The 23,388-nt window shown below is 62.3% G+C and carries 22 protein-coding genes and 1 pseudogene; 15 read left to right on the forward strand and 8 right to left on the reverse strand.

The window, feature by feature from the left end:
* The first annotated feature begins 17 nt into the window (after positions 1 to 17).
* The 3 genes from hutU (at position 18) to EFD55_RS12650 (ending at position 3,077) form a co-directional block, all read left to right on the forward strand.
* Positions 18 to 1,691, forward strand: a complete 1,674-nt coding sequence (hutU, locus tag EFD55_RS12640) for a urocanate hydratase (RefSeq protein WP_125845394.1) — start codon at positions 18 to 20, stop codon at positions 1,689 to 1,691.
* 5 nt (positions 1,692 to 1,696) lie between these two features.
* Positions 1,697 to 2,272, forward strand: coding sequence for a HutD/Ves family protein (locus EFD55_RS12645; protein WP_125845395.1), 576 nt, complete (start codon positions 1,697 to 1,699; stop codon positions 2,270 to 2,272).
* A 175-nt stretch (positions 2,273 to 2,447) separates the two neighbouring features.
* Positions 2,448 to 3,077: a J domain-containing protein gene (locus EFD55_RS12650; RefSeq protein WP_125845396.1), complete on the forward strand. Its 630-nt coding sequence runs from the start codon at positions 2,448 to 2,450 to the stop codon at positions 3,075 to 3,077.
* 12 nt (positions 3,078 to 3,089) lie between these two features.
* Here the strand turns inward: EFD55_RS12650 and EFD55_RS12655 are convergent, their stop codons facing one another.
* A complete protein-coding gene (locus EFD55_RS12655) occupies positions 3,090 to 3,791 on the reverse strand; it encodes a DUF899 family protein (RefSeq protein ID WP_125845397.1) in 702 nt (233 codons plus the stop codon).
* 352 nt (positions 3,792 to 4,143) lie between these two features.
* On the opposite strand from EFD55_RS12655, the gene EFD55_RS12660 reads away from it, so the two are divergent.
* Entirely contained in the window at positions 4,144 to 4,785 is a 642-nt protein-coding gene (locus EFD55_RS12660) for an alpha/beta hydrolase family protein (protein WP_125845398.1), read from the forward strand.
* A 19-nt stretch (positions 4,786 to 4,804) separates the two neighbouring features.
* On the opposite strand, the gene EFD55_RS12665 is transcribed toward EFD55_RS12660, so the two are convergent.
* From EFD55_RS12665 to pcaQ, 3 genes are all read right to left on the reverse strand, one after another.
* Positions 4,805 to 5,476 (reverse strand): RES family NAD+ phosphorylase, encoded by a 672-nt coding sequence (locus EFD55_RS12665; RefSeq protein ID WP_125845399.1) that lies wholly within the window; start codon positions 5,474 to 5,476, stop codon positions 4,805 to 4,807.
* The gene (locus tag EFD55_RS12670) at positions 5,473 to 5,997 is read right to left on the reverse strand and encodes an MbcA/ParS/Xre antitoxin family protein (protein ID WP_125845400.1); all 525 of its coding nucleotides are present in this window, start codon (positions 5,995 to 5,997) and stop codon (positions 5,473 to 5,475) included. Before EFD55_RS12670 ends, EFD55_RS12665 begins: the two co-directional genes overlap by 4 nt.
* Positions 5,998 to 6,127: 130 nt before the next feature.
* Positions 6,128 to 7,054, reverse strand: a complete 927-nt coding sequence (gene pcaQ / locus EFD55_RS12675) for a pca operon transcription factor PcaQ (protein ID WP_125845401.1) — start codon at positions 7,052 to 7,054, stop codon at positions 6,128 to 6,130.
* 95 nt (positions 7,055 to 7,149) lie between these two features.
* On the opposite strand from pcaQ, the gene pcaD reads away from it, so the two are divergent.
* The 7 genes from pcaD to EFD55_RS12710 all read left to right on the forward strand — a co-directional run bounded on the left by pcaD (position 7,150) and on the right by EFD55_RS12710 (position 13,016).
* Positions 7,150 to 7,959, forward strand: a complete 810-nt coding sequence (pcaD, locus tag EFD55_RS12680; RefSeq protein WP_125845402.1) for a 3-oxoadipate enol-lactonase — start codon at positions 7,150 to 7,152, stop codon at positions 7,957 to 7,959.
* Positions 7,956 to 8,360: a 4-carboxymuconolactone decarboxylase gene (gene pcaC, locus EFD55_RS12685; protein WP_125845403.1), complete on the forward strand. Its 405-nt coding sequence runs from the start codon at positions 7,956 to 7,958 to the stop codon at positions 8,358 to 8,360. Before pcaD ends, pcaC begins: the two co-directional genes overlap by 4 nt.
* Positions 8,361 to 8,369: 9 nt before the next feature.
* A complete protein-coding gene (gene pcaH, locus EFD55_RS12690) occupies positions 8,370 to 9,119 on the forward strand; it encodes a protocatechuate 3,4-dioxygenase subunit beta (protein WP_125845404.1) in 750 nt (249 codons plus the stop codon).
* A gap of 2 nt (positions 9,120 to 9,121) precedes the next feature.
* On the forward strand, positions 9,122 to 9,733 hold the full coding sequence (pcaG, locus tag EFD55_RS12695) for a protocatechuate 3,4-dioxygenase subunit alpha (protein ID WP_125845405.1): 612 nt from the start codon (positions 9,122 to 9,124) through the stop codon (positions 9,731 to 9,733).
* A gap of 204 nt (positions 9,734 to 9,937) precedes the next feature.
* A complete protein-coding gene (locus EFD55_RS12700; RefSeq protein WP_125845406.1) occupies positions 9,938 to 10,978 on the forward strand; it encodes a 3-carboxy-cis,cis-muconate cycloisomerase in 1,041 nt (346 codons plus the stop codon).
* Between the two features lie 67 nt (positions 10,979 to 11,045).
* Positions 11,046 to 11,813 (forward strand): SDR family oxidoreductase, encoded by a 768-nt coding sequence (locus EFD55_RS12705; protein WP_125845407.1) that lies wholly within the window; start codon positions 11,046 to 11,048, stop codon positions 11,811 to 11,813.
* Between the two features lie 372 nt (positions 11,814 to 12,185).
* Complete coding sequence (locus tag EFD55_RS12710) at positions 12,186 to 13,016, forward strand: MBL fold metallo-hydrolase (protein WP_125845408.1); 831 nt, start codon at positions 12,186 to 12,188, stop codon at positions 13,014 to 13,016.
* Here EFD55_RS12710 and EFD55_RS12715 read toward each other — a convergent pair.
* Positions 13,013 to 13,765, reverse strand: coding sequence for a polysaccharide deacetylase family protein (locus EFD55_RS12715; protein WP_125845409.1), 753 nt, complete (start codon positions 13,763 to 13,765; stop codon positions 13,013 to 13,015). The genes EFD55_RS12710 and EFD55_RS12715 overlap by 4 nt on opposite strands.
* Positions 13,765 to 14,853 carry a glycosyltransferase family 4 protein gene (locus EFD55_RS12720; RefSeq protein WP_125845410.1) on the reverse strand — a complete coding sequence of 363 codons (1,089 nt, stop codon included), beginning with the start codon at positions 14,851 to 14,853 and terminating at the stop codon, positions 13,765 to 13,767. Before EFD55_RS12720 ends, EFD55_RS12715 begins: the two co-directional genes overlap by 1 nt.
* Positions 14,854 to 15,035: 182 nt before the next feature.
* Between EFD55_RS12720 and EFD55_RS12725 the strand changes: the two genes are divergently transcribed.
* Both EFD55_RS12725 and EFD55_RS12730 read left to right on the forward strand, forming a co-directional pair.
* Positions 15,036 to 16,754, forward strand: a complete 1,719-nt coding sequence (locus tag EFD55_RS12725; RefSeq protein ID WP_125845411.1) for an adenylate/guanylate cyclase domain-containing protein — start codon at positions 15,036 to 15,038, stop codon at positions 16,752 to 16,754.
* Positions 16,754 to 17,632 (forward strand): FkbM family methyltransferase, encoded by an 879-nt coding sequence (locus EFD55_RS12730; RefSeq protein WP_125845412.1) that lies wholly within the window; start codon positions 16,754 to 16,756, stop codon positions 17,630 to 17,632. Before EFD55_RS12725 ends, EFD55_RS12730 begins: the two co-directional genes overlap by 1 nt.
* Before the next feature lie 65 nt (positions 17,633 to 17,697).
* On the opposite strand, the gene EFD55_RS12735 is transcribed toward EFD55_RS12730, so the two are convergent.
* Entirely contained in the window at positions 17,698 to 18,828 is a 1,131-nt protein-coding gene (locus tag EFD55_RS12735) for an MFS transporter (protein WP_125845413.1), read from the reverse strand.
* Positions 18,829 to 19,201: 373 nt separating this feature from the next.
* Between EFD55_RS12735 and EFD55_RS12740 the strand changes: the two are divergent.
* A pseudogene (locus EFD55_RS12740) lies at positions 19,202 to 20,224 on the forward strand (DUF3095 domain-containing protein); the annotation flags it as partial.
* On the opposite strand, the gene EFD55_RS12745 reads toward EFD55_RS12740, so the two are convergent.
* Complete coding sequence (locus tag EFD55_RS12745) at positions 20,214 to 21,551, reverse strand: nucleotide sugar dehydrogenase (RefSeq protein ID WP_125845414.1); 1,338 nt, start codon at positions 21,549 to 21,551, stop codon at positions 20,214 to 20,216. The pseudogene EFD55_RS12740 and the gene EFD55_RS12745 sit on opposite strands and share 11 nt — an antisense overlap.
* A gap of 443 nt (positions 21,552 to 21,994) precedes the next feature.
* Between EFD55_RS12745 and EFD55_RS12750 the strand changes: the two genes are divergently transcribed.
* Positions 21,995 to 23,338 carry an adenylate/guanylate cyclase domain-containing protein gene (locus EFD55_RS12750; protein WP_125845415.1) on the forward strand — a complete coding sequence of 448 codons (1,344 nt, stop codon included), beginning with the start codon at positions 21,995 to 21,997 and terminating at the stop codon, positions 23,336 to 23,338.
* Positions 23,339 to 23,388 lie beyond the last annotated feature (50 nt).

A 23,388-nucleotide genomic window follows, 5' to 3' on the forward strand; every position in this document is an offset into this window, starting at 1 on the left:
TCGACAGGGGAACCGTCATGAACAATCCACGCCACAATATCCGCGAAATCCGCGCGCCCCGCGGCAACGAGCTCAACGCCAAGAGCTGGATGACCGAAGCGCCGCTGCGCATGCTGATGAACAATCTCGACCCCGACGTTGCCGAGAATCCGAACGAACTCGTCGTTTACGGCGGCATCGGCCGCGCCGCCCGCACCTGGGAGGATTTCGACCGCATCGTCGCGACGCTGAAGACGCTGACGGAAGAAGAAACGCTGCTCGTGCAGTCTGGCAAGCCGGTCGGCGTTTTCCGCACCCACAAGGATGCGCCGCGCGTGCTGATCGCCAATTCCAACCTCGTGCCGCATTGGGCGACCTGGGATCATTTCAACGAGCTGGATAAGAAGGGCCTTGCCATGTACGGCCAGATGACGGCCGGCTCGTGGATCTATATCGGCACGCAGGGCATCGTGCAGGGCACCTACGAGACTTTCGTCGAGGCCGGCCGCCAGCATTACGGCGGCAATCTCAAGGGCAAATGGATCCTGACCGGCGGCCTCGGCGGCATGGGCGGCGCCCAGCCGCTCGCCGCCGTCATGGCCGGCGCCTGCTGCCTCGCCGTCGAATGCAATCCCGATTCGATCGATTTCCGCCTGCGCACCCGCTATCTCGACGCCAAGGCGGAGACGCTCGACGAAGCGCTCGAGATGATCGACCGCTGGACCAAGGCGGGCGAGGCCAAATCTGTCGGCCTGCTCGGCAATGCCGCCGAAATTCTGCCGGAAATGGTTCGCCGCGGTATCCGCCCCGACATGGTCACCGACCAGACCTCGGCGCACGACCCGATCAACGGCTACCTGCCGAAGGGCTGGACGATGGCCGAATGGAAGGCCAAGCGCGAGAGCGATCCAAAGGCTGTGGAAAAAGCGGCACGCGCTTCGATGCGCGAACATGTCGAAGCGATGATCGCCTTCTGGAACGCCGGTATTCCGACGCTCGACTACGGCAACAACATCCGCCAGGTCGCCAAGGAAGAAGGCCTCGAAAACGCCTTTGCTTTCCCGGGCTTCGTGCCGGCCTATATCCGCCCGCTGTTCTGCCGCGGCATCGGCCCCTTCCGCTGGGCTGCCCTGTCCGGCGATCCGGAGGATATCTACAAGACCGACGCCAAGGTACGGGAGCTGACTCCTGGGAATACCCACCTGCACAACTGGCTCGACATGGCCAGGGAGCGCATCGCCTTCCAGGGTCTGCCGGCACGCATCTGCTGGGTAGGCCTCGGCGACCGCCATCGCCTGGCACTGGCCTTCAATGAAATGGTCAAGAACGGCGAGCTTTCCGCGCCGATCGTCATCGGTCGCGACCACCTCGACTCGGGCTCCGTTGCCTCGCCGAACCGCGAAACCGAAGCGATGAAGGATGGGTCCGATGCCGTCTCCGACTGGCCGCTGCTGAACGCCCTGCTCAACACTGCGTCGGGCGCAACCTGGGTGTCGCTGCATCACGGCGGCGGCGTCGGCATGGGCTTCTCCCAGCACTCCGGCGTCGTCATCTGCGCCGATGGCACGGATGATGCGGCAAAGCGTCTCGAGCGCGTGCTCTGGAATGACCCGGCGACCGGCGTCATGCGCCACGCCGATGCCGGCTACGACATCGCCCTCGACTGCGCCCGGGAAAAGGGCCTGCGCCTGCCCGGCATTCTCGGGAACTGAGCCTCGTGAGGATCCTGCGCGTCGGTGATCACAAACGCATGCCGTGGAAAAACGGCGGCGGCGAAACGGTGGAGATCGCCGTTTCGCCGGAAGACGCCGGCCTTGCCGGTTTCGACTGGCGCGTCAGTATGGCAACGGTCGCGACGGATGGTCCGTTTTCGATCTTTCCCGGCATCGATCGCACGCTGGCGATCCTCGCCGGCGACGGCATGGTGCTTGACATCGAAGGCCGCGCGCCGGTGCTGCTGACGATGGCAAGCGACCCCCTGGCTTTCCCGGCGGATATCCCCGTCGGGGCCAGGCTCCAGAACGGCGCGATCACCGATCTCAACGTCATGACGCGCCGCGCAGGGCTCGCCCACACGCTCAGCCGGGTCGACGTCGACGGCAACAGAATCGTGGCCCTCCCGTCGTCGACGTGCCTGTTGCTCTGCCACCTCGGCACGCTGTCGTTCCGGTGGGATGACGATACGCACGCGCTTACCGCCGGCGATGCGTTGCTGATCGAAGATTCGGCCGGAAAGGTGCTGGAGATCGACGGCGAAGCTCAATATTACCTCGCCTCGATCACCACAGGCTGATCTTTCGGTCAACAGTTTGAAAAAATTGAATAATCCAGGAATTGTCGGGGCATTTCCCCGACCATTCCGTTCGCGGACCATGGACGTCATTCCTGCTTTCGGTCTAAACTTTGCCCTTCTGATGCAGAAGAAGACCTAGACTGCCCGCCACATCAAGGGCAGCAAGGGAGAAGGCGTGACGGATCCTTACGAAATTCTCGGCGTTGAACGCGATGCGAACGAGGCGCAACTGAAGGCCGCCTATCGGCGTCTGGCCAAAGTCGCCCATCCCGATTCGGGCGGTGATACGGAAGCCTTCGACAATTTGCAGAAAGCCTATGGCCTGCTTCTCGATCCTGTCCGCCGCAAGGTTTACGACGATACCGGCTACGACGTCGAACTCGCCGATGCCGCCGAGTTGCAGGCGCTCGTCATGATCGAGAAGCTCGTCACCGACGCAGTGCTTGACGAGCGCGCGCCCGGAAGTTTCGATCCCGTCGCCGTCATGCAGGAAAGCCTCTCGGAGGAGCTGCGCAAGGCGCGGTTCAGCAAGAGCGAGCTGGAACGCCACGCCTCACGCATCGGGCTGCATCTGGAGCGGCTTGAAAAACACTCCGGCCGCGATGTGCTCGCCCACATGTTCCGCGCCCGCATCGAGGCGATCGCCAAGGCGGTCGCGGAAACCGAGGCGAAGATCAAGGCGACGGAACGCGCCGCCGACATGCTCACCGGCTATGTCTATGACATCGATCCGCCGCCGCTGCCGGAGACAGCGGTCACCAACATCGAATGGGTGGAAGGCGCGAGGAGCCGCTCCACCGGCTGACGGCAGTTGGCTTCAATAAGACAGCTTGGGATACCAGTCCGCCGCCCGGCCTTCCGGCGTCGTATCGAGCACGGTCCAGAGCGGCATCAGGTCAGGCGCACCGCGCGGGTCCTCGCCGGGATCGGCCGTCGCCTGGCCCATCTCCTCGCTCCAGAAATGGCGGATAGTGCCGTCGCGCCGCGTGAAGACATTAAAGGCCGCGTCATCGCTGCCACCTTTGCCGATCGCGCGATAGTCGCGGCTATAGTCGTCCGTCAGATCGGAATAGAGCGGCAGGTGATGCCAGCCGCGCTCCTTCTTGAAGGCGAGCAATTTTTCGATCGGCGAGCGGGCGACGACGGCAAGGGCGACACGCTGCTGGATGTCGGGCACTTCGCCGTCCCAGGCCGACAGCAGCGAGGTGCACATCGGGCATGGGCGCTCGCGCTCTGGGCCGAACATGTAGCTGTAGACGATCAGCGTATCCTTGTCGGCGAAGAGCTCGGTGAGGGATACCGGCCCATTGCTGCCTTCGAAGCGGTATTCTTTCTTCACCTCGCCGCCCGGCGGCAGCGCCCGGCGCTGTCTCGCCACGCGCTCGATATGGCGGCGCAATTCGATCTCTTCGGCCAGCAGTGCATCGCGGGCGCTGCGATACGCCTCGCTCTCATTGGGGAAGCGGGCGCCGTTCTTCGCCGCAAGCACGGCGGCGGGTACCAGATGTCGATTATCCATGACGATATCCTCTTTCTGTTTTGCCAGACGCGCGGAAGCCGCAGGTGGAATTCCAGCACATCGTGAGAATGACGAACGACGGATGCGAAAATCGACTGTGCCGATGCGAAAAAACCGCTTTCACAAAGCCGGAAAGCAAAAAGGGCGCTCGACCCTTTCGGGGAGCGCCCTTATCCTGTCGGACAGCGGACCGTTCGACGACGTCGATACCGTACGCATCCATTTTTCAGGCAGGGCCGGTATATGTACCTTCTGCTTCACTGTTTCAAGGGCGATTCTGCATCATGGCCATCTTCTTCGAGAAAAGTCATGGCCACCAATATGATTCCCGCGGTGAAATATAGGATTTCCGATGCTTGACAAATTTCTGCTGCAAGGGCCTCAGGACGCACGCCTCACGATCCTTCTTGCCCACGGCGCCGGTGCGCCAATGGATTCGGCATCGATGACATCGGCGGCAGACGCGCTCGCCGGCGTCGGTTTCCGTGTCGCCCGTTTCGAATTCGCCTATATGGCGGCCCGCCGCACCGAGGAAGGACGCAAGCCGCCGCCGCGCGCCGAAACGCTCAATCCGGAATATGAGGCGGCCGTTGCCGAACTTGGCGCCAGCGGCCCTCTGATCATCGGCGGCAAATCGATGGGCGGACGGGTCGCCAGCATGATCGCCGACGATTTGCATGACAGGGGACAGATCGCCGGCCTGCTCTGCCTCGGTTATCCCTTCCATCCGCCCGGCCAGCCGGAGAAGCTGCGCACCGGTCATCTCGCGGGGCTGACGACCCCCGCGCTGATCTGCCAGGGCACGCGCGACGAATTCGGCACGCGGGACGAAGTGCCAGGCTACGATCTGTCCGACAGGATCGAGATCCTCTGGCTCGAGGATGGCGACCACGACCTCAAGCCGCGCAAGAAGATCTCAGGCTTCTCCAGCGCAGATCACCTCGCCACGATGGCGAAGGCGGTAAAGGCATGGGCCGAGCGACTGCCGGTTTAGAGTCCTGCGGCTGTCGCCATCAGGCCGCGAGCTTTTTGACGTCGATGCGGCGGTCGGTAGCGGAAACAGTGATTTCGAAGTGATCGGCCTGCACCACATCTTGAATGTTGCGCGGCCGATGGGCGACGACGTTCACGCCGCCTCGGAGCCGGACACTGTCATAGAGGATGCCGGCCCGGCCTTTCGAACGTATCTGCTCCCCAAGCACCTGCGACGCCGCGTAGCTGGTGCCGTCATAGATATCCGGCCGCAGCGTCTGTTCTCCGCGAATGTCGAGGTAATCGCCAAGCAGGGTGGCCGCGTAACTTCTGTAGGTGCGCGCCATCGTCGCCGCCCCGCGCGCGACAGCCTCGCGGCGGAGATGGTGGCCAACCTCGGCGGCAGCTGTCTTGAGATCGTCGGCGGCGTACCAGGCGCCGAGATCGGGACCGTTGAACCGCATGCCACCCGGCGCGACATGCAGGAAGGACGCCATCACGATACTGGCATTCGGCGTGCCGTAAACCCATTCCTTCTCCGGCAGCCGCTGGATGCGGTCGGCAACGAGACGGTCGTTGGTCCATCCGACGAGTTCCATCACGGCCTCGAGATCGGCTGCCCTCGCCACCGTCTCGAAAAGCCCGATCGGCGGAAATTGCGACGGGATCAGCCGGTACGACGGGCGCGGCGCCTGGGCAAAACGCTCGCTCACCGGAAGACGATGTCCGCATCTTCGTAAGGCGTGAAAGCTTCGTCGAGCACGTTCGGCTGCATGTAGACACCGCCTCGAGCGCCGTCGAGAAACCGCCTTACCGTCATCAATCCGTCCTGGGTTCCGTTGGTCACGACATCGAGCGGCGGATGCCCGCCGAAAACGGGCGCCTGATGCGGCATCCGCAGCCACTCGACGCCGGCGCGTTCATCGGCAAAAAGCACCCCGAGTGCCTGATGAATGCCGAGTACGGCCGAGATGCGGGTCAGCGTATCGACATCGAGGGTAAAGGCGCCGTGCTCGCGCGCCTGTTTGGCCCAATTATGGTAGGTCGAACGTGAGGGATAGCCGAGAACGAGCAGACGCTGTTCCTCGCTCAATCCCCAGAGGTCGGCGATCGCCAGGAAGGTTCGCAAGGCCGGCGCGCTCAGCCTCCTGCGGTTTGCCGGGGCGAAACGTTCGGCATCCAGCCGCTGCGGCCCCTGACCTTCCCGTTGCTGCTGATGTCGCACATGCTGCATAAAAGTCACTCCTGTCCTGAATTAGACTTAGTCCAAATATGGGCAAACATCAAGCAAATTTAAAGATGGATTCTGCCGACGCTGCCACGATATCCTGCGAAAAGTAGGCCAGAGGAGTGCACTGGCCCGGTCACGGTTTCCCGGAAACCTCGCCTGCCGCCTCGCGGATCGTCTGCATCAGGATTGATTGCGGCGCCGATGGCACGGCGTCGGCGCGCATCGTCAACCCGACCGGCCCCTTGGTCTCACCGGTATCGACCGGCAAAAGCGCCAGCCGCCCATCGGCGACATCGTCGGCCACGACGCCGTTGGAAATGATCCAGATCGCATCGCTTGTCCTGAGGAAAGCGCGGCCGAAGGAGTCCGACACCGTCTCGATCTGGTTCGGCAGGCTGGAGACGCCGTTGGCAATGAGGAAATTTTCGACCACCGGCCGGATGATCGAACCCCGCGTCGGCATCAGCACGGTGTAATTGGCAAAGCCGGCAAAGGGCGATTGCCTGCCGTCGAGCAGCGGATGGCCGGCGCGCACGGCAAACACCACCTGCTCGGAATAAAGATGCTCGAAGGAAAAGCCCGCCATCTTCTCCGCTCCCGCCAGACGCCCGACGACGAGGTCGAGATCGCCGACGCGAAGCTGCTCCAGCAGCACGGCATTCTCGCCGGTGACGATCTTCACCCGGCTCCGTGTTCCCTCCTTGAGGAAGAGTTCCATCGCCCGCGGCATGATCCGTGAGGAAACCGTCGGCAGAGCGCCGATGCGGATCGGCGGCGCATCTGCGAACTGCTCCTGGGAGACGGAATCGAGTCCTTGGCGCAACGCCGTCAAAGCCGCCCCGGCGTGGCGCAGGAAGACCTCACCGTAGCGGGTGATCTTGATGCCCCGGCCGTCGCGCTCGAAAACGCTGACATCCAGCACCTGTTCCAGCTCGCGGATCGTCTTCGTCACCGCCGGCTGGCTGACATGCAGCAGCTCGGCCGCCTTCATGACGCTCTTTTGCCGCGCCACCTCGACAAAGGTTTGCAGATGGCGAAACTTGACGCGGCTGTCGATCATCGTTCACATAACTCCACGGTTATCGAAAAGCCTGAAAATATCATTTTACTTAACCGGATCAAACATTCAAATTTGCCGTTCAGGAGGAGAGTGACGTGCAATTCGCCCGGATAAACGACGTGACGATCCATTATCAGGTCATCGGCGCACCCGCCGACAGACCGGTCATCGTCTTTGCCAATTCGCTCGGAACGGATTTTCGCATCTGGCGCGATGTCGTGGTGCGGCTCGCCGGCGAATTTGCCATCGTGCTTTACGACAAGCGCGGTCACGGCCTTTCCGATGTCGGCCAGCTCCCCTCATCGATCGAGGACCATGCGACCGATCTCGCCGGCCTGCTCGATCTTCTGTCGGTGAAAAAAGCCGTCGTTTGCGGCCTCTCGGTCGGTGGCCTCATCGCCCAGTCGCTCTATCAGCGCCGACCGGACCTGGTTAGCGCCCTTATTCTCTGCGACACCGCCCACAAGATCGGCACAGCAGAGAGCTGGAACGCCCGTATCGCCGCCGTCGAGAAGAACGGCATCGGCAGCATCGTCGACGCCGTCATGGAGCGCTGGTTCACGCCCGCTTTCCGCCGGCCGGAGAACACCGCCTGTTCAGGTTATTGCAACATGCTGGTGCGCCAGCCGGTCGAGGGATACCTGGCCGCCTGCGCAGCGATCCGCCATGCCGATTTCACCGAGACGGCCAAGACGATCACCGTCCCGACGATCTGCGTCGTCGGCGACCAGGACGGCTCGACGCCGCCCGATCTCGTGCTCTCGACCGCGCGCCTGATATCAGGCGCTCGCTACGAGGTCATCCGCGATTGCGCCCACATTCCCTGCGTCGAGCAGCCGGAAGCGCTGACGACGATCATCCGTACCTTTCTCGCATCCATTCCGCCTGGAGAAGTCAGCCCATGAACGAAACCGCGTCCTCCTCCGAGCGCTACAGGCAGGGCATGACGACCCGCCGCGCCGTGCTCGGCGACGCCCATGTCGACCGCGCCGCAGCATCCGCGACGGAGTTCGACCACCCCTTCCAGGAACTGATCACCGAAGCCGCATGGGGCCATGTCTGGTCGCGACCGGGGCTGACGAAGCGCGAGCGCTCGATCGTCACGATCGCCCTGCTCGCCGCCCTCGGCCAGGATGACGAAGTCGCCATGCATGTGCGCGCCACTGCCAATACGGGCGCCTCCCGCGAGGATATCTGCGAGGCGCTGCTGCATGTTGCGATCTATGCCGGCGTTCCCGCCGCCAACCACGCGATCAAGATTGCAAAGCAGGCCTTTGAACAAATGGATGCCGAACAGGCAGCCTGAGGGGGATAGATGTCCGAATTACCGAACCGCAAGCCCGAGACCGGCGCCTTCTTCGCCAGGGATCGCGCCTGGCATGCGCCGGCGTTGACCCCGGGCTACAAGACCTCCCTGCTGCGTTCGCCGCAGCGCGCGCTGCTTTCGCTCGACGGCACGATCTCCGAAATCACCGGCCCCGTCTTCGGCCATTCGATGATCGGCGAACTCGACAACGACCTAATCCTGAACTATGCGCGGCCCGGCGAAAGCGCCATCGGCGAGCGCATCATCGTCCATAGCCGCGTGCTCGATGAGCGCGGCAAGCCCGTCGTCGGCGCCCTGGTCGAGTTCTGGCAGGCCAATGCAGGTGGTCGCTATCGCCACAAGAAGGAAACCTATCTCGCGGCGATCGACCCGAATTTCGGTGGCTGCGGCCGCGCCATCACCGACGAGGAAGGCCGTTATCATTTCCGCACTGTCCGCCCCGGCGCCTATCCCTGGCCGAACGGCGTCAACGACTGGCGCCCCGCCCATATCCATTTCTCGATTTTCGGCCACGGCTTTGCCCAGCGCCTCATCACTCAGATGTATTTCGAGGGCGATCCGATGATCTGGAAATGTCCGATCGTCGGCACGATCCCAGACAAGGCGGCGATCGAGCAGCTGATCGCGCCGCTCGACTGGGGAAATACCATTCCGATGGATTCACGCGCCTATAAATTCGATATCGTGCTGCGCGGCCGCCGCTCGACGATGTTCGAAAACAGGCCGGAGGGCAACTGACCATGCAGCAGCTCGGCTATCTCAAGGAAACACCGTCGCAGACGGCAGGTCCCTACGTCCATATCGGCCTGACGCCGAATTTCTGCGACATATCGGGCGTCTACGACACCGATCTCGGCACCGCGATGATCAACGAGAAGACATCAGGCGAACGCATCACCGTCACCGGCCGCATCTTCGATGGCGCCGGCGCATTGGTGCGCGATGCTGTCGTCGAGATCTGGCAGGCCGACAGCGCCGGCCTCTACAACAGTCCCTCGGAAATGCGCGGCACCGCCGACCCGAATTTCAGCGGCTGGGGTCGCTGCCCGACCCGCGCCGAGGACGGCGTCTACAGTTTCGAGACCATCAAGCCCGGCCACGTTCCCTTCAAGGACGGCCGCAGACAAGCCCCGCACATCACTTTCTGGATCGTCGCCCGCGGCATCAATATCGGCCTGCACACGCGTATGTACTTCCCTGAGGAGGCAGAGGCCAACGCCGCCGATCCGCTGCTGTCCCGCATCGAACACCGCGAGCGCGTCGCAACGATGGTCGCAACCCGCGATGGCGCGATCTGTCATTTCGACATCCATCTGCAGGGTCCAAAGGAAACGGTGTTTCTGGATATCTGAAGGCAGGCATCGCAAGTCTCTTGTTCACGGGGCTCTGCGCAAGTAGCGTCCCCCTCACCCTACCCTCTCCCCGAGGGGAGAGGGGACGTGCCACACGAGATCACTTGCCCAGAAGGCGCCGGCGCCGCTTCGAGTCTCTTCTCCCCAGCGGGGAGAGGTGGCGGCAGCCGGATGAGGGGGCCGCCACCACAAACCGAGACCATCATGACCATATCGCCCTTCGACCATCCTTTCCTTTCCGGCCTGCTCGGCGACGATGAGATCGCGTCCTATTTTTCCATCGAAGCCGATATCCGCGCCATGGCCTCCTTCGAGGCCGCGCTCGCAAGAGCCGAAGCCGCGCATGGGCTCATCCCCGCCGACGCGGCAAGGCGCATCGCTGACGCCGCCTTCTCGCCTGATGTGTCCTCTCTTCGATCGGCAACGGCAAGGGACGGTGTCGTCGTCCCCGATTTGATCAAGCAGCTCCGCACTGCCGTCGGCGAGGAGGCGGCAAAAAGCCTGCATCTGGGCGCCACCAGCCAGGATGTCATCGACACAAGCCTGATGATCCGCCTGAAGGCCGTCGCCTTCCTGTTTGCCGGCCGGCTTTCCGCCATTGCCGCAGGCCTCGATGTGCTCGACCGCCAGTTCGGCCGCAACCACCTGATGGGTCATACCCGCATGCAGGCGGCGATCCCGATCACCGTTTCCGACCGCCTCAACACGTGGCGCGCGCCGCTAACAACCTATCGCGACCGGCTGACGGAGCTAAGTTTTCCCGTCCAATTCGGCGGTGCGGCCGGCACACTGGACAAGCTTGGGCCGCAGGCCGCCGCCATCCGCGCCTCGCTTGCCCAGGAACTCGGCCTTACCGACGCACCGCAATGGCAGAGCGGGCGCCTGCCGATCGCCGATATTGCCGGCCTGTTTGCGTCGATATCGGGCAGTCTCGGCAAGATGGGTCAGGATATCGCATTGCTCGCCCAAGCCGGCGATGAGATCGAAATCTCGGGCGGCGGCACCTCTTCGGCCATGGCGCACAAGCAGAATCCGGTTTCCGCCGAAGTCTTGGTTTCGCTCGCCCGTTTCAACGCTACAGCGCTTTCGGGCATCCACCAGTCGGTCATCCATGAACAAGAACGCTCGGGCGCTGCGTGGACACTCGAATGGCTGCTCCTGCCGCAGATGACGATGGCGACCGCCGCTAGCCTTCGCCTCGCCGGCGAACTTGCAGGAAATATCAAAAGGCTAGGAACCGCGTGACGCCAGACCTTCATGCATGGTCGGAAACCGGCTATGCATGATGTGATGAAATCAGGAGCAGTCTCCCGTGACCTTTCCCCTCTTCGATCTTTCCGGCCGCCGCGCCCTCGTCACCGGTTCCAGCCAGGGTATCGGCCATGCGCTGGCGCTCGGACTTGCCGAGCATGGCGCTTCCGTCATCATCAATGGCCGTAACGCGCAAAAGGCGGAAGCCGCTGCTAAGGCGATCCGCGAGCACAAGGGCCATGCGGTCAGCGCCGCCTTCGATGTGACCGACGCCGGGGCCTGCCGTTCGGCGATTGACTATATCGAGGCGGAAATCGGCCCGATCGATATCCTCATCAACAATGCCGGCATGCAGTTTCGCATGCCGCTCGAAACTTTCCCGGTCGAAAAGTGGGACGAGCTTTTCCGCACCAATGTCTCCAGTATCTTCTATGTCAGCCAGCCGGTCGCGCAGGCAATGATCGGCCGTGGCCGCGGCAAGATCATCAACATCGCCTCGGTTCAGGCTGAGCTCGCTCGTCCTAACATTGCTCCCTACACCGCGACCAAGGGCGCTGTGCGCAATCTCACCCGCGGCATGGCGACAGACTGGGCGAAACACGGGTTGCAGGTCAATGCCATCGCGCCGGGCTATTTCAAGACACCGCTCAATCAGGCGCTCGTCGACGATCCAAAATTTTCCGCCTGGCTTGAGAACCGCACGCCCGCCGGCCGCTGGGGTGATGTGAAGGAATTGGTGGGTGCTGTCGTCTTCCTGGCGTCAGACGCGTCGTCCTTCGTCAACGGACACATGCTGATGGTGGATGGCGGGATCACTGCCTCGCTTTAGGCCAGCCGATCGGCGTCGGTTCGGCTGCGTGCCCGATTTTTGGTAGAAGAAGCTCTCTATCGCAAATGTCGTGCTTGCCGGTGGGATCCAAGGTCAAGATGGCGGCAATTTGCTTTTTCGATCGCGCGCAACCATCTAATAGGCATGACTTGCGGGAAAATGTCCTCACCCCCAGCAGCCCATTTACCGAAAACCAACCATACTGGGTTGCTTTCCGAGGCGAAAGCCGATTGCTTAGGAAAATCTACTTCTTCTTCCGCTAGCGGTTAGGAGAGTGAGAGGGGGCATAGGCAAACCCGTGGAATTCTGCTGCTTCGCATCGGGATAAACTACGATTACGATGGCGATGCGGGAAGGCCGGTTTGAAGAACGATGACGACAGAACTGTTTCAAGTTAGATTTTGGGGTGTCCGCGGCAGTATTCCCGTATCAGGCCCCGAGTTCGACCGCTACGGCGGTAACACTTCCTGCATCGAAATCCGCTGTGGAAACCGCCGGATGATCTTTGATGCGGGTTCGGGCCTGCGCGAGGCCGGACTGTCGCTGATTGCCGACGGCGTCAGTGACGTCGATCTGTTCTTCAGCCACTGCCATTACGACCACATCATCGGCCTGCCCTTCTTCAAGGCGATCTACTATCCCTCGATCAACGTCAACATCTGGTCCGGCCATCTCGACGGCAAGATGAGCACGCGGGAAATGGTGGAGCAGTTCATCAGCCCGCCCTGGTTTCCGGTCAAGACCGACATCTGCCAGGCGACCATGAACTTCCGTGATTTCCATCCCGGTCAGGTGCTAAATCCCTATGAGGACGTTGTCATCAAGACTTTCATGCTGAACCATCCGGGCGGCGCCATCGGCTACCGCATCGAATGGCAGGGCCGATCGATCGCTCTCATTTATGATATCGAGCATATTCCCGGCGCTTACGATCCGGTCTCGCTAGAGATGATGAAGGACGCCGATCTCGTCGTTTACGACTGCACCTACAACGAAGACGAGATGCAGCGCTTCAAGGGTTTCGGCCATTCGACCTGGCAGCACGGCACCGAGCTTGCGAAGATGGCGGGCGCCAAGCGCTTCGCCCTGTTCCACCACGCGCCCTCCCGTACCGACGAACAGCTGGCCCAGATGGAAGCACAGGCGCAGGCCGCCTTCCCCGAATCCTTTGCCGCCCGCGACAATCAGATCGTGGTGATCTAAAGCTTCAGAAGCGCCGACGACGACGACCACAGGACGGCAGGATGCCGGCCTGTCATGGCGAACAATGCCGACAGGAAATTCCACACCGCCGCGTCATGCACCAGATGGTGGGCAAGCACGCCGATAGGCTCGTCGCTGCCAGCAAACCGGTCGCGGAGCTCCGCCACCAGTTCGGCCACCAATTCCGCCTCACCCCGTCCGCCGCGCGTACCGTGCCAGTCGATGATGTCGACATGGGTGTTGAGAAGCAGCACCGGGCCGTCCTGTTTTGCCCGCCCGTAGACCGAAAGGGCTGCAAATCCCAGCGTCGGCAGTGCCGGGATGAGGGCGGCATCGATGCGGTTCCACGGCGGCACCAGCATCGGCAGGAAGCCGGCCGGATGCAGCCGCTGCAGCAACCGGAACCCTTCATGCAATTCGCCGAGCACGGTTTCCGCCGGCCGCTCGCCGCCGAGTTCCTGCTTCTTCCCTGCCGGTCCTCCGTAATTCGTATGCGACCAGCCATGCACGGCGACGGCGACTGTGGTTTCCCTTGCGAGTCGCGCGGCTAACTCCTCCCCGGTCAGGCCGGGAATAACGGCGAGCGTCAGCGGAATCTCGTGCTCGCCGGTCAGATCAAGCAACATATCCAGCGGCTGCGTCGGCTCGACGGCATCGTCGTCCCGCAGCCAGAACCGCGCGACGCGGCCGGCGGCCTGCCAGCGGTCGAGTTCTCGGCGCAGGGGCTCCCATGCCATGCTGTCGGTCATCACGTCACTCCTGTTGCTGTATTGTCTTGCAATATCCCATCCAGGACGCGCGCCGCCATCGCAAGCGAACGCTCCTCGAGCACGAAGCGCCGCGCCGCCTGCCCCATCGCGTCGCGCCTTTCCCTGTCGTCGAGCAAGGCAGCCACCGCACTGGCATAGGCGGCCACATCGCCATCCGGCGTCAATAGCCCGGTGACCTCGGCCTCGACCACCGCCGGCACTCCCGCCGTTTCCTGTGCCACGACAGGCAGGCCGGCGGCCTGGGCCTCCAGATAGGCAAGGCCGTAAGCCTCGCCGCAGCCCGGCCAGACATAGATGCCGCCGCGCCCGAGCAGTTCGGCAATCTCAACAGCATTCCGCTCGCCAAGCCACTCGACGCGGTTGGAAAGGCCGGCAAACAGCGCCTGCACCTCTTGTCGCATCGGACCATCGCCGATGACCGCAAGCGTCCAGGGCCGATCTCCGATCAGCCGCAATGCCTTTGCGAGCATCACGTAGCTCTCCATCTTGTCTCCGGCCCGCATCATCGCGACCGTCATCAGCCGGTGCGGATCGGGCGTCGGCGACACAGCTTCGAACAATGCCGTGTCGATGAAGGGTTTCAGATGGGCAAGTCGCGCCTCTGGAAAGGCGGCTGCAAGACCTGCCTGATCGCGCTCCGTGAAACTGATGCTAACCGCCGCCCGCATGATCGCCTCGCCGACCGGCTTTTGGACAGCCGCCCAGCCGGTCCTGTCGCGCTTTGCCGCATAGGAGGCTTCGGCGGTGACATAAGGAATGGCGAATTCGGCGGATATCGCCGGCCCGAAAGGGTCGGGTGATTTGTAATAGGGGTGGTAGCAGAACCAGAGCTCGGGTTGCGGCGCGGATTTCCATTTCCACTGCAGCCGCTCCAGTTCGGCACGAATGGCGGGTTCGAGCGCCGCGGCCGCCTCCGGCGTCGCCGTATAGGTGCGGAATTCGGAGGCCACGTCGACCTCATGCCCGGCAAGCTCCAGCGCCCGGATCAGCAGCCGCGCCATCAGCCGGTCGCCTGATGGCACCGGGTGGTTCGGCGATTTCATCGGTGCGTAGAAAGCCACCCGCATTGACACCTCTCACAAGACACACTGTTTACCTCAGGCACTCGCGCCTGCGGCGAAAATTTCCGCTATTGTCCCTTTCCCTAAAACTTGCGCATAAGCATATGGAATGTGATCGCGATCGAAGCAATTCCGCCTCTTTCTCAATCTCTATGGGCCTGCGGTTACATCGACAAGAACGGGAATGAATGACGACGGTCTCGGCCACAGGGATTTTTTCGGAACGCACGATTAGAAGGGCAAGGCTCGGTTCCGGCCTCGTCATTTTCATCTTCGTCCTGCTGCATTTGTCAAACCATGCAATTGGCCTGATTTCTGTCGCCGCCGCCGATAAAGGCGCCCATCTCTTCCTCATGATCTGGCGCAATCCTGTCGGGACCGCCATCTTCTATTCGTCGGTCCTCATCCATATCGCGCTGGTGCTGCGCGCCATCTACATGCGCCGCAGCCTCGTCATGCCGAAGGGGGAAATGGCGCAGATCGTGCTCGGCTTGATGATCCCGCTGCTTCTAATCGATCATGTCATCGGCACGCGTATCGCCCACGCGTTCTACGGCTACATCGATGACTACGACGCGGTCGTCAGCATGCTCTGGATCAGGAATCCGACAAACGGTATGCGGCAGGCGCTCGGTGTCGTCGCCGTCTGGATCCATGGCTGTATCGGCATCCATTTCTGGCTGCGCTACCGCCCCTGGTACCCGGCCTTCGCGCCCCTCCTGCTGGCGCTTGCGATCCTCGTGCCGGTGCTCTCGCTGCTCGGCTTCGTCGAAATGGGCCGCACGCTCGCCGATCCCTCCTACCGGCAGGCAATGACGATCAGCGCCTACAAGGAGGGCGTCAACACCCATTACACTTCGAATCCGGAGGTTCACCGCCAGGTGGCCATGATCCGCGCCGGGCTCTACGGCGCCTTCTCGGCCTCGCTACTCATCGTCGTTGTCGCCCGCGCCCGGCGCAAGCTCAAGGAGCGGCTCGACCAGGTTGCCGTGCATTATCCGGGCGGCGAGGTGATCCGCGTGCCGCGCGGCTTCTCGGTACTGGAAGCAAGCCGGCTCGGCGGCCTGCCGCATTATTCCGTCTGCGGCGGCAAGGGCCAGTGCTCCACATGCCGGGTACAGATCCTCGGCGATTACGAAAACCTGCCGGCCCCCGACAAGATGGAACAGACGACGCTGAGACGCATCAATGCCGGCCCGGATGTCCGGCTCGCCTGCCAGCTTCGCCCGAACAGCGACGTTGCGGTGGCGCCGCTTCTGGTGCCGGCGGTCGAAGCGGCGCTGCCTGCCAACAGCCAGGAGACGAGCCCCGGCCGCGAGCGCGAGATCGCCGTGCTCTTCGTCGATATCCGCCACTTCACCACGCTGACGGAAACCCGCCTGCCCTTCGACGTCGTCTTCCTGCTGAACCGCTATTTCGCCATCATCGGCAAGGCTGTGGAGCAGGCGGGCGGGCGGCTCGACAAGTTCATCGGCGACGGCGCCATGGCGCTTTTCGGCCTCGGCACCACGCCGGAGGAGGCGTGCCGCCAGGCGCTCAACGCGGCAGCTGCGATCGTCGCCGAAATCGAGAAACTCGCCGCGGAACTCGCTGATGAACTGGCGCTGCCGTTGCGCATCGCCATCGGCATTCACACCGGCCCCGCCGTCGTCGGCACGATGGGATATGGCCGGGTGCGCAGCATGACGGCGATCGGCGACACCGTCAACGTTGCGAGCCGGCTCGAGAGTGCCGCCAAGGAATTCGAAGCGGCGATCGTGATTTCCGAGCCGGTGGCAAGTCTTTCCGGCGCCGATCTTTCCGGCATCGAGAGCCGTGAAATCAGTGTGCGCGGCCGGGCGCTGCCCTTGAAAGTCTATGTCATTCCGAGAGAAAAAGCGGCAGAACCGCTCGAAGGAAAAGGCTGATGTCCGGCAGGCCCTGGCTGACCACGAAATACTGGAAGCGCCGCCTGCGCAAGGCGCGCAATGCCGCGGCTTCGCGCTTCTTTGACACCCGCTTCGGCCGCCGCCTGCTGATCGAGAATATCGGTCCCCGCGTCGTCTCCATGACGGTTGACGCCGGCGACCATCTGATGACCTTCTCGCCCTCGGACTATATCGGCCGCAAGGTCTTCCGGAAGGGTCATTTCGAGCGTGAGGCCGTCGACCGGCTGATTGTCATCCTGCGCGAGCGCGGTCTGCTCAGAAAGGATGCGACGCTGCTCGAGATCGGCGGCAATATCGGCACCCAGACCGTCTATTTTGCCCTCAGCGGCGCCTACACCAAGATCGTCAGCATCGAGCCCGACCCGCGCAATTTCCCGCTGCTTCAGCGCAACATCCGCCAGAACCGGCTGGAGGAAAAGGTCCGGCTCGTCAATTGCGCCGCCGGCGAGAGCGAAGGCGAGATCGATTTTTTCCTCAACCTCGACAATCACGGCAAGAGCAGCGCCATCCGTCAGAGCCCGAGAGACAAGAAGATCAGCGTGCCGGTGAAGCCTGTTTCCGAGATCCTCGCCGGGCTTTCGGTCGATCCGGCGTCCATCGGCCTCGTCTGGATGGATATCGAGGGCTATGAGCCGGTCGCCTGCCGGTCGATGCAGCCGCTGCTTGAGCGCCGCGTACCGCTCTACATGGAGTTCACGCCGCTCTTTTACGGACCTGAGGGAACGAAAGCCTTCAAGAACATGCTTTCCGGCTTCTACGAGGATTGCCTTGTCATCTTCGAGGACCGCGAAGAGGAAATAAAGGTTCGTGACCTGCCGGGCGATTTCGATCAATACAACGTGCTCTTCCTGCCCTAAGGCGCGTCGCGATCTTTCAGATTCGATGCCATTGCCCCGTTTGTGCCGATCGCCCCCTCTCCGGTCTACGCGACCTCTGCCGAACTCCCGTCATAGCTCTTGTTTGCCGCATTCTGCACCAATGCGATGGCAATCGGCGGGAAGAGAAAGCTCCAGAAGGCGAGCCAGGGGATAGAGATCAGGCGCCCCTTGCCGCTTTTGCTCCCGCGATCGTTGAGGAGATCGGCGAGCGTCACCAGCAGAACAGGCAGGCCGAGCGGCACGAGGATCGTGACCAGCATGGCGGCAAGTGGTGTGAGCAGGCGCTGCGAGGGTGCAGCTCCCGCAAGTTCGCCGTGGATACGATAGGACCAATAGGCAAGATAGATGAAGGCGGCGATCGCGATGACAAGCACCAGGAGGGCGAGAAGCAACATGATCTCGAAGTAGCCGTTCGCCTCGAGATTATCGACCTGAAAGCCGTAGACGCCAAGAGTGAGGAGGAAGATCAGCACCAGTGGCGTGGTCAGGATCGCGGCGACCATGAGCGGCGATCGCTTTTGCGGAGCGATCGGCCTGTGACGCCGGCGCGGCGTGTCGTCGAAAGCCAGATGTTGCGTCGGCAGAAGCAGGATGATGGCAATCACGAGACAGGAGAGGAAACCCAGGATGACAGGCACACCGCCTTGGTCGGCCTGATATAACCAGGAGACGCCGCTGGGTGCGAAAGCCGAGGTCAGGATCGTTGTCGACATCAGCGTGAACGCGCAGCCGAAATCGATCTTACCGGGCCGCCCGCCAACCAGGAATATGGCAATCGCAAGCGGAAAAACAGCCCGGACTGTGCCGAATAGTGATCCGAACAGAAAGAGGAAGACTGGCGAAGCCCAGAGTGCCGGCGCGGGCACGACGCTGACGGCGACAAGGGCGCAGACGAAAAGGGGCACGATCAGCGCCGGCCGTCCATGGCGGCTGCCAACCACAAAGGCCAGGAAGGCGCCGATGATCCAGCCCGCATTGGAGCCGAGATAGAAGATCGCGACAGTCTGATAGTCGCTACCGGTCTCCCGCGCAATCAGCGGAAAAACCGTAGTCAGCCCCTGCCCGCTGACTGCCACAAGCAGCGAGGCAAGGAACAGCGCCCAATAACGATACGTGCCGAGGAAATCGGCCAGCGTCCATTCGACCTTGCTAGAAGGCTGAGAGGTGTTGTCCATCTCTGAATCGGCTCCATTCGAAATCATCGCTCTTCGGCTCAATGGCGAACCGGTGAAATACCGGCCGCCATGACGCAAATAGAAGGGCAACGACGATTTTCGAGAGGTTTGGAGGCCATTTAATCGCGGACTCTTCATTCGTGCCCCAACGAGGTGAATGCCGACGGGGAGATGGGCCACGAACTTTCGGCAGCCGCAGTCAGGCTGTCTGTGCCGCGCGGAGAGCTCACATCGACGCCTTGTGCAAGCCCGCAAAAAGCGGTTAGCTGCCATCGTTGGGGACGCTCATTTCTGCATAGTTAGACAAGCACTGAGACGTGTCCACATTTCGAGGAAAATCTCGTGCACTGGTCTAAACCGCTTAGAGTGCGGCGGCCGCTACAAAGACGTCAACATGGCAGGCGCCAGCGTCATATCGGCGGTCTTGAATTCCGTCGGCAAGGGCGACTATCCCTTCGTCTTCGGCGGCGACGGCGCGCTGATCGCGCTTCCAGGTTCGCTGGAACAGACGGCGCGCGCGGCACTTGCCGCCGTCCAGGTCTGGGTCGAGGAAGATCTGAAGCTGATGCTGCGCATCGCCATCGTTCCGGTCGCCGACACGCGCACCGAGGGCCTCGACGTCCGCGTCGCGCGTTACTCCGCAAGCCCCTACGTCACCTATGCGATGTTCTGGGGCGGCGGCACCAGCTGGGCCGAAAGGCAGATGAAGCTCGGCCGCTACGGCGTTGCGCACGCGCCTAAGGGAACGCGCCCTGATCTCACGGGCCTCTCCTGCCGCTGGAGCCCGATCGGGGCGCGCAACGGCGAGATCGTCTCGATCATCGCCGTACCAGGCGAAGGCCGGCCGGGCCAGGAATTCCGCGATCTCGTCAACGGCATCGTCGCCATCACTACAGAGCAGAACCGTGACAGCCATCCCGTGCCGGCTGATGGTCCGGACCTTGCCTTCTCGCTGCACGGCATCAACCGGGAGGCCAAGGCCACCGCACCAGCAGGCCGGCGATTGCGGCAGAAGTTCATCATCTTCCTGCAGCTCGGCATTACGGTCCTGTTCCACAAGCTCGGCATTCCGCTCGGCAAGTTCGACGCCCGCCGCTACAAGCGCGACGTCGCCGGCAATTCCGATTTCCGCAAGTTCGACGACGGGCTGAAGATGACGGTCGACGTCGACGCCGACCACCTGAAACGGATCGAGACGCTGCTGGAAGAGGCGCGGACCAAGGGCATTGCCCGCTACGGCCTACACCGGCAGGCCTCGGCGCTGATGACCTGCTTCGTGCCGACGCCGATTTCGCGCGACCACATGCATTTCATCGACGGTGCGGCGGGCGGTTACGCGGTGGCCGCAAGCCAAATGACCGGCAAGTCCCTTTCGGCTGTTTCCATTACGCCTTGATGACATGATCGGCCGAAAGACCGAGCCGGTTGAAAACGTTGCGGGTATCGACAATCAGCGAGGCGCTTTTTGCGAGCGCCGCATAATCCACGCTGTCGTGGTCGGTCGCGACCAGCACCGCATCGTAGCCGGCGACGGTCTCCGGCGTCGGCGTCACCGATCTGCGGCCCTTCAACGCCTGGTATTCGCGTGTCGGCGGGATCTCGGCGACGAAGGGATCGTGATAATCCGCGCGGCCGCCTCGTTCCTCGATGATCTCGATCAGCCGCAGCGACGGGCTCTCTCTTATATCGGCGACGTTCTTCTTGTAGGCGAGCCCAAGCACGAGCACCCTGCTGCGGCTCAGAGCCTTGCCGGCGCGGATGTCGAGCGCTTCGGCAAGTTTGCCGACGACATAGCGCGGCATCGCCGAATTGATCTCGCCCGCGAGCTCGATGAAGCGGGTGGGCAGCTCGTATTCGCGCGATTTCCAGGTGAGGTAGAAAGGATCGATCGGGATGCAGTGGCCGCCGAGGCCGGGGCCGGGATAGAAGGGCATGTAGCCGAAGGGCTTGGTCTTGGCCGCGTCGATCACTTCCCAGACGTCGATGCCCATCGCCGCATAGACTGTTTTCAGCTCGTTGACGAGGGCGATATTGACCGAACGGAAGATGTTTTCGGTAAGCTTCACCGCCTCGGCCGTCGCATTCGAGGAAACCGGAACGACCGATGACACCGCCGCGCCGTAGAAGGCCTTCATCAGCGACAGCGCCTCGGCGCCGTCGCCGGCAACGACCTTCGGGATGGTGGCGGTGTGGTAGTGCTGGTTGCCGGGATCCTCACGCTCCGGCGAGAAGCCGACGAAGAAATCCGAGCCTGACTTCAGCCCGGTCCCTTCGAGAATGACCTTGACCACGTCATCGGTCGTGCCGGGATAGGTGGTCGATTCCAGCACGACGAGCTGGCCGGGGCGCAGATGCGCGGCGATCGAGCGCGATGTTGCCTCGACGAAGGAAAGATCGGGATCGCGATGCTTGGTGAGCGGCGTCGGCACGCAGATAATGATGACGTCGCAATCGGCAAGGCCGGCGAAATCGGTCGTCGCCTTGAAGCGGCCGGCATCGATCTCGACGGCAAGCGCCTCGTCTCTCACCGCGTCGATGTAGGAGCGGCGGGCATCGAGCGCCACCATCTTGCCGGGATCGATATCGAAGCCGGTGACCGCAAAGCCGCTGCGCGCCACCGCCATCGCCAGCGGCAGGCCGACATAGCCGAGCCCGATGATGCCGGCGCGCGCCGTGCGGGTTTCGATCTTCCTAGAGAGCGTATCGAAGGAGGGGCTGGCCAAGACGGGATCTTTCAAACGATGGAAATTTCAGGAAGCTGATCTAGTGCATGATCGCGACGAATTAAACCCGGGGCTCGGTTCTCTCCGTTCGGAAGAGAAGCAGGCGGCGCAGCGGCAGCCTTATGCTGTTTAGTCGGGTGTGGCGGAAATGACTCGGTGACGGCCTTCGCTGCAACTTCGGGCCACAAAAAAATTCCGATCCCATTGTTTCGCAATTGCAGCATCCCTATTTTGATTTTTGATAATAAACCACCATGGAAGGACTGCCCGTCCGATCTCCAACCGGAGAGCTGAGGGGTGCCGCTGCCGGGCTCTCGGCAGATCGTTGACACAATAATACCGCTCGTACATCCTGATTTCCTTGTGTCCTGTGCATGAAAATGTGCCGGCGGAAGGATTTTTGGTTCTTGGGGATGGCGTGCTTTATGAGGATCATACCGAGAATGAGCACGATCGAATCCAGCGTGTCCTCTATCCTTTTGGACCGGGTCGCCGAATGGCTGACGAACTCTTCGCTGGCAGGTGACGATCTTGAAAACATCGTGCGCGGCTTCTGCGAAAGAATTGCTGCAGCAGGCCTGCCGATCGCGCGCGTGCATCTTAGTTTTTCGATGCTGCATCCGCTCTATGATGCGCTCAGCTTCACCTGGCGGCGCGCCAGCGGCGTCACCATCGAAGGCTTTCGCATGCCCGCCGGACAAAAGCCGGATCGCTTCCTGCAGAGCCCTTATTATTACCTGCTCGACAACAACCTGCAGCACATCCGCCGCCGGCTGATGCAGGAAGGGCCGAATGAATTCCCGATTTTCGAGGACCTGCGCAAGGACAGCATCACCGATTACCTCGCTTTCGTTCAGCCCTTCGGCGACGGTTCGGTGCAGGGCATGATGGGCTCCTGGTCGACGGACCATCACAACGGCTTTTCCGATGACATGATCGATGCGCTGCTCAGGATGCAGGACCATCTGGCGGTCGCCGCCAAGATGGCGGTGCTCGGCAAGCTCGCCAACAACATGCTGACCACCTATCTCGGCGGCGATGCCGGCAAGCGGGTCTTGAACGGCCAGATCCGCCGCGGCGACGGCGAAACGATCCGCGCGGCGCTCGTCATGGGCGACATGCGCGAATCCACGATGTATGCCGAAAAGGAAGGCCGCCAGGCCTATATCGACACGCTGAACGAGTTTTTTGACGCGATCGCCGCCCCTTTCAACCGCAATGGCGGCGAAATCCTGAGCTTTCTCGGCGACGGCTTCCTCGCCGTCTATCCCTGCGGGCGCCATAAGGACCCCTCGAAAATCGCCTGCGAAGCCGCTCTTTCGGCGGTCCATCAGGCGCAAGCGCGTGTTGCCGAGCTCAACAACGACCGGGAGCAGAAGCGCCTCAGCAAGATCGGCTACGGCATCGGCTTGCATGTCGGCAACGTCATGTTCGGCAATGTGGGCCTCAAGGACCGCCTGACCTTCTCCGCCTTCGGATCGGCGGTCAACGAGGTGCAGCGACTGCAGATCCTCACCAAGAAATACGGTCGCGAGGTCGTCGCCAGCCAGGCCTTCGCCGGTTATTGCGGCGGCGAATGGACGAGGCTCGGCGAGGAGAAGCTGCGCGGCATCCGCCAGAAGGTGACGGTGCTGCAGCCCCGCGCGCCAACGCCTGAGATCCATGTCGACGAAAGCTTCCGCGACGCCGCGCAGAACGGGATCTCCGAGGCCGAGCAGGTCATTCTCCTGCATCGCGACGCCAAGAAACAGGTCAAGCAGACGAGCATGGAGAAATTCATCCAGTAAATCCCAAGCTTCCGCCATCCATCTGCGTGTTTCGCCCGGGAAATTTCGGG

Origin of the sequence: Rhizobium pisi (genome assembly GCF_003938655.1) — a bacterium.
Taxonomy (GTDB): domain Bacteria; phylum Pseudomonadota; class Alphaproteobacteria; order Rhizobiales; family Rhizobiaceae; genus Rhizobium; species Rhizobium pisi.

Excerpts from the sequence above, each read along its gene's own strand:
- hutU (WP_125845394.1), top strand. The coding sequence starts at position 18 with ATGAACAATCCACGCCACAATATCCGCGAAATCCGCGCGCCCCGCGGC.
- EFD55_RS12655 (WP_125845397.1), bottom strand. The coding sequence starts at position 3,791 with ATGGATAATCGACATCTGGTACCCGCCGCCGTGCTTGCGGCGAAGAAC.
- EFD55_RS12660 (WP_125845398.1), top strand. The coding sequence starts at position 4,144 with ATGCTTGACAAATTTCTGCTGCAAGGGCCTCAGGACGCACGCCTCACG.
- EFD55_RS12670 (WP_125845400.1), bottom strand. The coding sequence starts at position 5,997 with ATGCAGCATGTGCGACATCAGCAGCAACGGGAAGGTCAGGGGCCGCAG.
- pcaQ (WP_125845401.1), bottom strand. The coding sequence starts at position 7,054 with ATGATCGACAGCCGCGTCAAGTTTCGCCATCTGCAAACCTTTGTCGAG.
- pcaC (WP_125845403.1), top strand. The coding sequence starts at position 7,956 with ATGAACGAAACCGCGTCCTCCTCCGAGCGCTACAGGCAGGGCATGACG.
- pcaH (WP_125845404.1), top strand. The coding sequence starts at position 8,370 with ATGTCCGAATTACCGAACCGCAAGCCCGAGACCGGCGCCTTCTTCGCC.
- pcaG (WP_125845405.1), top strand. The coding sequence starts at position 9,122 with ATGCAGCAGCTCGGCTATCTCAAGGAAACACCGTCGCAGACGGCAGGT.
- EFD55_RS12700 (WP_125845406.1), top strand. The coding sequence starts at position 9,938 with ATGACCATATCGCCCTTCGACCATCCTTTCCTTTCCGGCCTGCTCGGC.
- EFD55_RS12710 (WP_125845408.1), top strand. The coding sequence starts at position 12,186 with ATGACGACAGAACTGTTTCAAGTTAGATTTTGGGGTGTCCGCGGCAGT.
- EFD55_RS12715 (WP_125845409.1), bottom strand. The coding sequence starts at position 13,765 with ATGACCGACAGCATGGCATGGGAGCCCCTGCGCCGAGAACTCGACCGC.
- EFD55_RS12720 (WP_125845410.1), bottom strand. The coding sequence starts at position 14,853 with ATGCGGGTGGCTTTCTACGCACCGATGAAATCGCCGAACCACCCGGTG.
- EFD55_RS12725 (WP_125845411.1), top strand. The coding sequence starts at position 15,036 with ATGACGACGGTCTCGGCCACAGGGATTTTTTCGGAACGCACGATTAGA.
- EFD55_RS12730 (WP_125845412.1), top strand. The coding sequence starts at position 16,754 with ATGTCCGGCAGGCCCTGGCTGACCACGAAATACTGGAAGCGCCGCCTG.
- EFD55_RS12735 (WP_125845413.1), bottom strand. The coding sequence starts at position 18,828 with ATGGACAACACCTCTCAGCCTTCTAGCAAGGTCGAATGGACGCTGGCC.
- EFD55_RS12750 (WP_125845415.1), top strand. The coding sequence starts at position 21,995 with ATGAGCACGATCGAATCCAGCGTGTCCTCTATCCTTTTGGACCGGGTC.